At 50.7% G+C, this 6,449-nt stretch carries 5 protein-coding genes; 4 read left to right on the top strand and 1 reads right to left on the bottom strand.

Going from position 1 to position 6,449, the window contains the following annotated elements; translation table 11 throughout:
• The 3 genes from ACSSVV_RS20630 to ACSSVV_RS20640 all read left to right on the top strand — a co-directional run.
• A partial coding sequence (locus ACSSVV_RS20630) for a hypothetical protein (RefSeq protein ID WP_454106940.1) occupies nt 1-849 on the top strand: 849 nt, incomplete at its 5' end.
• A gap of 200 nt (nt 850-1,049) precedes the next feature.
• Nucleotides 1,050-1,694 (top strand): hypothetical protein, encoded by a 645-nt coding sequence (locus ACSSVV_RS20635; protein ID WP_022992331.1) that lies wholly within the window; start codon nt 1,050-1,052, stop codon nt 1,692-1,694.
• 461 nt (nt 1,695-2,155) lie between these two features.
• Nucleotides 2,156-3,109, top strand: a complete 954-nt coding sequence (locus tag ACSSVV_RS20640; RefSeq protein ID WP_114435609.1) for a DNA-binding protein — start codon at nt 2,156-2,158, stop codon at nt 3,107-3,109.
• An 820-nt stretch (nt 3,110-3,929) separates the two neighbouring features.
• Here the strand turns inward: ACSSVV_RS20640 and ACSSVV_RS20645 are convergent.
• Nucleotides 3,930-4,691, bottom strand: a complete 762-nt coding sequence (locus tag ACSSVV_RS20645; protein WP_454106941.1) for an SOS response-associated peptidase — start codon at nt 4,689-4,691, stop codon at nt 3,930-3,932.
• Nucleotides 4,692-4,911: 220 nt separating this feature from the next.
• Here ACSSVV_RS20645 and gmtY point away from each other — a divergent pair, with 220 nt between their 5' ends.
• Complete coding sequence (gmtY, locus tag ACSSVV_RS20650; protein WP_454106942.1) at nt 4,912-6,285, top strand: gamma-mobile-trio recombinase GmtY; 1,374 nt, start codon at nt 4,912-4,914, stop codon at nt 6,283-6,285.
• Nucleotides 6,286-6,449: the final 164 nt, after the last annotated feature.

A 6,449-nucleotide genomic window follows, 5' to 3' on the forward strand; every position in this document is an offset into this window, starting at 1 on the left:
GATGGTCAAACCGCTTGGCAGTCAACTCTTCGTTTCGACAGACTCCACCGCGACACCGATCCTGTGACCGGGAATGTCCGCTACTGCTTGGAAGAGATCCCCAAGAATGCGGGGGGTGAGCATCAGCTTATCAGCCTGATCGCCGAAGGCGGCCGCGGCGCGGAATTCTCCGAGCTTGTTCAGTTTGGCGAACGGTTGGTCAACTTTGACGACCGAACTGGTCTGGTCTGTGAAATACGCAACCGTAACCAGCTTGTACCACGTCACATCCTGATGACCGGCAGCGGCGATGAAAAGTTCAAGGGCTTCAAGAGCGAATGGGCCACGCTCAAAGGGGATCAGATGATCGTCGGCAGTCAAGGGAAGAACGCTCAGGAAGAATGGGTCAAACTTCTGAACCGCGACTACAGCCTGGAGAGCCAGGATTGGCGCCAAAACTATCAACGTATTCGGGATGCTTTGAACGTTGGCAAACAGGGGTACGTCACCCACGAGGCGACGGAATGGCACCCCTATCACGGCTGCTGGCTTTTCTTCCCACGAAAAATTTCTCACACACCGTTTGACGAAGACATTGATGAGAAAGAGAGAGGCGGTAACACGCTGGTTGTTGCAAGTTCAGACTTCACTGATATCAAAACACTTGAGGTTGGCAGAAGAATTCCAGAACGCGGAGTCTCTTCATTCAAGTTGATACCCGGTCGGACCGACGAGTGTATCGGGCTCAAAAGTGTCGAAATCGGAAATAGTACGGAAACGTATCTGTTCTGCTTTGATCTGGAGGGCAACGTTCTGCAAGACGATACATTAATAGGTCACTATAAATGCGAGGGCATCGAAATCCTGTAAAACTTCATTCGACATAAATTTTTAGGCAATCAGCATCCAGGACAAAGAGATTTCCCGAGCGTTAGAGAATGTTAATAAACCTTGTATCTGCGCGGTCTGCCACGAGACTGGTAGTAGATGATCAAGGGTGAGTGAGTAACCTGCTCACCCGGATCATCTGACTTAAGATCACATACCACAAACGGTAAGGAGATCAGACTATGAAGCGCACAGCACTCTCTATCGCTATTGCTTCAACGTTCGCACTTGCACCGGCTGCCGGGCTGGCCGCGGAAAGCCCATACCTCAAATCGGATGGTTCCTGGATCACCCTGAGCGGAACAGTGACCAGCACGACAGCAGACACGTTCAAACTGGACTATGGCGAAGGCCTGGTCACCGTTGAAATGGACGACTGGGACTGGTTCGAGGAAAGTGGCGAACTTCTTCCGGGCGACAACGTCACGGTTTACGGTGAGATTGACGACGATACCTTCGAAACTGCAAAGATCGAAGCCAGTAGTGTCTTTGTGGACAGCCTGGGCACTTACTTTTATGCCAGTGCCGCAGATGAGGAAAGCGCCACCGATTTCGATGTAGCGCCTACCATCGATCTCGGCCAGATGGTGCTCACCGGCACAGTAACAGGTGTTGACGGCACAGAGTTTACCATCGACACAGGCGCACAAAAGACGACGATCGATACGGCTCTGATGACGTACAACCCGACTGATGATGAAGGCTATCAACAGATTGAAGAAGGTGATTTGGTCACCGTGACCGGCGACGTGGACATTGATACCTTCGATGACGCTGAGCTAATGGCGGATACCGTTGTTACGCTTGATGATGAAAGCAATTCTTAAACACAACTCCCTTCAGCCCCGCGTCGGGCGGGGCTGTAATCTTCAGTAATTCGATTGCCATTGTGAACCTCCTGGTGTTTACCTCGGTCCACTCCTCACAGATAAATGACTAAAAGGCGAATGTTCGCTTTTGTTTAAAAAGGGGCCTAGACGGTGAAGGCTAAAGTTATGGGGTAGGCGCCGAATCGAAGTCCTAATCACCGCACCGGATCCATCCTTCGCACTACTGCCCGGAGCTCCAAGCAGTAGCAGCTCGAGACTGCAGCCTCTCACATTCATGGAATAAACCAACCTCATCTCGACTGACACCCCAACCTGTCTGGACATCCTGTACAAGCGTGTACACCCCCCAAATTGGCCATTTTCCGGCCGTATACTTTTAGATGATCGCCTGACAGGCCAGGCATACCGATTTGTATCAGCGTTGATGCATCGATCAATCACGTTATGGGGAATTTTAAATGTCAAAAGGTCTAACGGAGTTAGAAGTGTTCACCGCCGCTGACACTATTGCAGCATCCGGAGAAGTTCCCAGCATGCGAGCAGTCAGGGCGAAGCTAGGAACAGGGAGCTTCGCAACGATTCAAAAGCATCTTCAAACATGGAGAAAAAATCGCCGACAGACTGTAGTAACCGACTACCAACTCCCTCCGACCCTTATTCATTCCTTCGCGGAAGAAATCGATCGTCAGGTAGACGAAGCTACTTCAAGCATCAGAGCTGAGTTGACTGTTACACGCTCAGATATGGATGATCATGTCGAACAGGGCCTTGAGTTTGAGGGTCAGATATTAGAACTGACATCTAGCATCGAGGCTCTCGAACGGGAGCGCGATGAATATAAAACGATGGCCACGGCTCGACTCGATGAGATCAAACGACTCGAAGTCCAACTGAGCCACACACATGCGGCCTCGGAAGAAACCAGGACCCAACTAGCAACTGCACAGCTGAAATGCGAAAGCCTCAGCGAAAGACTCGCCGCCTTCCAAAAGGAGGCCGAAGCTCATGCTTCAGAAACTAAAACCAAACTACACGAACTCCAACAAACAATGGAGAGCTCGAAAGCCTCCCAGCAAAATGCAGAACGAGAGGCTGCAATCGCTGAGGAAAAATACAGAGCACAATACGAAAAAGCTCTCGATCTGAAATCGCAGCTTGATGATTTACGAGCTCAACTACTAGAGTCGAGAAACGAGATTCAAAATCTTCGCAGCGAACTTAAAGAAACCTATCAAAACCACGCGCAAGATTCCGATAAGTTGAGAGAGCAGATCGCACTTGAACGAGAACGCAATGCGGAACTGGAACGGGATGCGCTCGTTGCTCAAATCTCACCGGCAGCGCCGCGCGCGCCAAAACTAATACCTAATTTAGCGGAAGAAGTATCCGCAGACGCCAATACTCGACAGTAATCAACGACCACAACCATTGCGCTTTGGTTCCAGCACAGAATTGAGACGAAGCCAATGGCTGAGTCGATAACTGAGCGACTAGGCTCCGCCTAGTCGTGAAGGGAGGCCTACGGCCGGAAGCAAGGGCCGCAGGCCCGCCACGCGATACCACTCCAGACCCCGCGACAATCATTTCCATTTCACTCAGCCACCTACCTGAAGCCGTTCTCCGATCTAAAAGAAGCAGTTAAAGACTGTCGCACCGATCACTCGGTTCAATCGATGAATATAAAAGTTATCCACAGGTGTGGTCCACCCTGGTCCACCCTGGTCCTCACTGGTCCTCACTGGTCCTAGCTGGTCCTAGCTGGTCCTAGCTGGTCCTAGCTGGTCCTAGCTGGTCCTAGCTGGTCCTAGCTGGTCCTAGCTGGTCCTAGCTGGGCCCCATTGCCTCGACTGGCCCAAGCTCTGCCAGTGCAGAGTTATGGCTCCCCGATCCTATGACAAACTAAAAGCCAAGTTTCAGAAACATCACCAACAATCATGCTGAACAACGCCCTGGGCATTCCCAATGCGAAATGCTTACGATTAAATTTGGTTTCAAAGGTTAAGTGGATTAGGATTGTTCTGCGCAATCTGTGTGGCTCATAGCGGCCTTACCAACCGCTCTGGCAAAGCGGCTATCTCACCAGCGAGATAGCCCCCTCTACCACATCGGTCCCACCAGAGCATCCGCCCATCAAACTATTCCATCACCTGCCACACGTTTGTTTTAGAAAGATTACTGGCTCGGTCTCCGCAGACCACATTTGCCCCATTTTTGTTGAGTGAAGTTCTGCTATTAGAGTGGGTCGATCAGAGAAGCCCGATTGTTATCAGGACTGGACCGGTTAACCTCTGTTGAGACCTGCCAGTAAGCCAGTCTGTCCCCTGAGGACCGGCTTATTTTCCCCTTCAGTTCATCAGCGGTTTTGGTGGGGTCGAGCCACTGACCCAAGGAGCTTGGATGGACGAGCGTTGGCTGTCGGTCGTGTATGTGATGAATGTTCTCGGCTGCTGGCTCTGTGATAATTGCCACCCTAAGGGAAGTACCCTCCCCTGTTGGCGTATAGAGGCCAGCAAAGAATAGCGCTTCACCTCTTTCAAGATCTGGGCACGTGATGTAATAGGGTTGTTTCTGGCCATTCTCCAATCGCTTCCATTCATACCAGCCATTGGCCGGAATAACGCAGCGTTGGTGGTTGAAAGCTTCTTGGAAGTAGCGGGACGTTTTGATTGACTCGATGCGAGCATTGATAGGCGCTGGCGCCTTCTTATCGGCCCAGGAAGGTCGAAATCCCCACCAGGCATAGTCAAAACGAGGCTCCCCAGATGGAGTCTGTCGAATGCTCGCAATCTGGGTACCTGGAGCAATGTTGTAACGGGCCACCATATTCCCGGTAGCCATTTGGTAATCCCAATATCGCCTGGCAATGAGATTTAGGGGTGTATGGAACACAAAACGTCCGCACATATTGAGTCTTTGCCCGCTTGAAATCCTACCGGCAGCCTTGTAGAAACCTTGTCGCCCACGCCTTTTCATCGGGTGTAGGAGATAGCTCATATTTTTTCACGACCCGCACAAATCTTGCCACATATCCACACCGGCCTGACGGCGGCAACCATTCATCTGGCCCGCGATCTTGTTTGCTGCTTAGTGGAATAGAAAAAATATCCTAAAAAGCATCAAAAACCTATGCCAGAAATCGAAATCTGGTTTTTCTTGAGCATACATGCATATATAGTGGAATTACGAACATACTATTTTACCAATTGGAAATTGCGTGCTGAACAGCGTCTGCATAGAGGCAAATATCAAAGTAGACAACACGGGGACGAAGATAAGTCTTCCGGTGATCGTCACCCAAGATGGTTTGCTGAAAAGTTATTTGGATTATTTGATCGTTCATCGATACAAATCTCGGAGCTGGAAAGACAGGAGCGCGTTTGCGGTTCGACTCCTCATCGATTACACGAATCAGAATAAAGACTGCTTTGAAACTCCTCACCAACTGTTTCAGGAGTTTTCAAACAGCCTCTACACCGGAACGATTGGCGAGGACGGTAGCGATCCGAGTTGGCTGCGGTGGAAACCACGCGAGGATAAGGACGCGAACTTTCTAATCAGCCTGATAACACAATACACAGACTGGCTCTCTGAGCAGTATGAAGAGAAAAAGCTTCAGATAAACCCAACGGTGAAACCGACTCGTTACGAGGAGTGGATGGGCCTCGCAGCCTTCTACCAAAAGAAACGGCGGGCTTTTCTTTCCCACCTTTGGGCTAACAAACCAGCCCCTGCTTATTTCCGGAAGGTTATGCCCAGGACGGTGTCGCGTTCTAACGGCAATGAGGGTAAGAAAAGCTTTCCTCCTGGACGAATTGACGACCTCTTGTGGAATGGCCTTACGCGATATGGCTTTGAAACGAGCGACGTAGTTTATGAGCGCCTGGACCTGAAGAATGTGCTCATTACCATGCTGATGCATTACGGCGGACTCAGGCTCAGCGAGTGCTTTCACCTTTGGGTAGAAGATGTCGTGCCGTGGGAGGACGGAACCGCACTGGTCAAAATTTTTCATCCCGATAAAGGGCGGCCCCGTCCAAACGGCCCCAGCAGGCGCGAAGAGTTGCTCAACAAGTATGGGATGCAACCGCGATTTGAATATTCGAAATCCCATACGCTGCATGCAGGTTGGAAAGCGCCCAAAGAGGACAATGAAAGTCGCCACTTTCTTCAGGTTTGGTGGTTTCCAAGAAGTGCTGGTGAAACCTTTAACGACCTTTGGCGGCTTTACCTGACCTACCAGCGATACCCCGATGGCGGTAAACATCCGTTTGCATTCACGACGCAATCAGGCGCTCCGCACTCAATCAAAGGCTATAACCAATCGCTTAAAAGAGCCGTTGAGAGAATTGGTTTACCGTTTTCAAAAGAAGCGGGAACGACAGCACACGCCCACCGACACTCGTATGGGCAAGCTCTGGCTGATGCAAACGCTGATTCTCTGATCATTAAAAACGCCCTACACCATAAATCGATAGAAAGTCAGCAGGTCTACACCGAACTCACTCCTGAATCAGTGACTTCGCTCGCCAATATACCCGTCAAGCCCACCTCTGCGCCAACAAGAGGCGATAACTGGGTGAGATTCTGACTTTGAGGTCTGGAAGCAAAGAGCGGGAGCAACCGATGGTCCGAGATTGGTTGATAAATAACCAGCATACAGTGTTTAGGCAATAGCGGGCTGTCCCGGCAGAGGATTCCGGGAGGATTGTTTTTTGCCAGTGGTTGAGTTGGCCTATCCGGCGGAAGCAAGGC

The organism is Marinobacter sp. MBR-105 (genome assembly GCF_053628895.1).